General features: G+C 70.6%; 3 protein-coding genes. 1 reads left to right on the forward strand and 2 read right to left on the reverse strand.

Annotated elements, in window-relative coordinates; all coding sequences use genetic code 11:
* Positions 1-622 (reverse strand): D-glutamate cyclase family protein (locus tag VFO68_RS21945; RefSeq protein WP_325160234.1); only part of this gene is annotated, 622 nt, incomplete at its 3' end.
* Positions 623-633: 11 nt separating this feature from the next.
* Positions 634-1,893 (reverse strand): MFS transporter, encoded by a 1,260-nt coding sequence (locus tag VFO68_RS21950; protein ID WP_325160235.1) that lies wholly within the window; start codon positions 1,891-1,893, stop codon positions 634-636.
* A 142-nt stretch (positions 1,894-2,035) separates the two neighbouring features.
* On the opposite strand from VFO68_RS21950, the gene VFO68_RS21955 reads away from it, so the two are divergent.
* On the forward strand, positions 2,036-2,274 hold a 239-nt coding region (locus tag VFO68_RS21955), incomplete at its 3' end, for a GntR family transcriptional regulator (protein WP_325160236.1).

Consider the following 2,274-nt stretch of genomic DNA (forward strand, 5'->3'; position numbering starts at 1 on the left):
CCTCGACCGGGTCGCCGAAATCGGGCCGGCCGAGGTCGGCGATCCCGAGCGCGTCCGGGGCGCCGACGTGCACCGGCGCGCCGTGTACCGCCGGCACCCGGGCGCTGACCTGGACGGCCGTGGCGACCAAGCTGGCAGGCACCGGCCGCATGGACACCACCAGCGGGCCGCCGAACCGGCCGGCCGGCCGGCACTCCCGGTCGGTGACGTACATCGGCACGTTCCGGTTCTGCTCGATGTGCCGCAGCGGCACCCCGGCCTCGGCCAGCGCCGCCTCGAACGTGAAGCTGCAGCCGATCAGGAACGTGACCAGGTCGTCCTGCCACACGTGGCCGATCTCGCTCGGCTCCTCGTCGAGCACGCCGTGCCGCCAGACCCGGTAGCACGGCAGGTCGGTGCGCAGGTCGGCATCCGGGGCGAGGACTGTGGTCGGCGACCCGGCGTCGGTCACGTCGAGCACCGGGCAGGGCTTGGGGTTGCGCTGGGCGAACAGCAGCAGGTCGTAGGCGGCCTCGGCGGGCACCGACACCAGGTTGGCCTGCACGAACCCCGGCGCCCAGCCGGCGGTGGTGGTGCGGCGGCCGGCCCGGAACGCGGCCCGGGCCTCGGACGGTGTGGGCATGATCCCTCCCCTCAGGACAGTTCGGTGGCGCGAGTCTCGGGCAGCCAGAACAGCGCGACGAAGGCGAGCGCATAGGCCAGCGCTCCGAACGCCATCGCCCCACCGATCCCGTACGAGCCGGCCAGCAGTCCGATGACGGTCGGGAAGAACGCGCCGACCGCCCGGCCGAAGTTGTACGTGAAGCCCTGCCCCGCGCCCCGGGCCCGGCTGGGGTACAGCTCGGCCAGGTACGAACCGAAGCCGCTGAAGATCGCCGAGGCGCAGAAGCCCAGCGGGAAACCGAGGTACATCACCGCGGAGCCGGTGCTGGCCGGCAGTTGGGTGTAGAGCAGCAGCAACGCGCCGCTGAGCACGGCGAAGAGCCGGAAGGTGTTCTTGCGGCCCAGCCGGTCGGTGAAGTAGCCGCCGGTGAGATAGCCGGCGAACGCTCCGGTGATCAGGAAGAACAGGTAGCCGCCGGTGCCGACGACGGACAGCCCGCGTTCGGTCTTGAGGAAGGCCGGCAGCCAGGTGGCGATGGTGTAGTAGCCGCCCTGGCACCCGGTGGCCAGCAGTGAGGCGAAGAGGGTGGTGCGCAGCAGGTCGGTTCGGAAGATCGCCCGGAGCGAGCCGCGCGCGGCCTGCTCGGCCCGCTCGGTGTAGATCGGGGCGTCGACGACCTTGCGCCGGATCCAGATCACCGCGAGGGCGGGCAGGGCGCCGGTGAGGAACAGGACGCGCCAGGCGACCTCCTGGTCGAACAGGTTGAACACCACGGTGTAGGCCAGCACGGCGGCACCCCAGCCGACCGCCCAGGAGCTCTGGATCACGGCGACCGCCCGGCCGCGGTGCCGGGCGGCGGCGTACTCGGCGACCAGAATGGCGCCGGTGGCCCACTCGCCGCCGAACCCGAGACCCTGCAGACCGCGGAAGACCAGCAGCGTCTCGTAGTTGGGGGCTAACCCGCACAGCGCGGTGAACAGCGCGTAGGCGATCACCGTGATCATCAGGGTACGCACCCGGCCGATCCGGTCGGCCAGCACGCCGGCGGCCATGCCGCCGAAGGCGGAGGCGACCAGGGTGACGGTGGCGAGCAGGCCGGTCTGCCCGCCGGTGAGGCTGAACGTGGCGGCGATGGCGGTCAGGCTGAGCGGCAGGACCCAGAAGTCGTAGGAGTCGAGCCCGAAGCCGAGGAAGGCGCCGACCACGGCGCGCTTGCCGCGCGCGGGCAGTTCTCGCCACCACGCCATGCGGCCTTCCTGGAGCTCTTGTGGTTCTCGGGTGGTGCTCATGGCTCCTCCTCGGTTCTGGTGGCTGTCGGTGACTGGGACGCTACGGGACGATCCTCAAGCACACAAGAGGATTGTTGAACAATTTGACATGAGGTTAATGGGATGATCTCCTCGGTCTAACCGGGAAAGGTAGGACGTGACGGTGTCGACAGCTGACGAGTGGACCGGCCTCGACCGCACCAGCACCGCCGAGCGGGTGGCCGGCATCCTCCGCGACCGGATCATGGAGGGTCACCTGCGGCCGGGGGACAAACTCTCCGAGGAGGAGATCACTCGCCGGCTCGGGATCTCCCGCAACACGTTGCGCGAGGCGTTCCGCCTACTCGGCCACGAACGACTGCTCGAGCACCAGCTCAACCGCGGCGTCTTCGTCCGCGTCGT

Origin of the sequence: Actinophytocola sp., assembly GCF_035712165.1 — a bacterium.
Lineage (GTDB): Bacteria > Actinomycetota > Actinomycetes > Mycobacteriales > Pseudonocardiaceae > DASYTH01.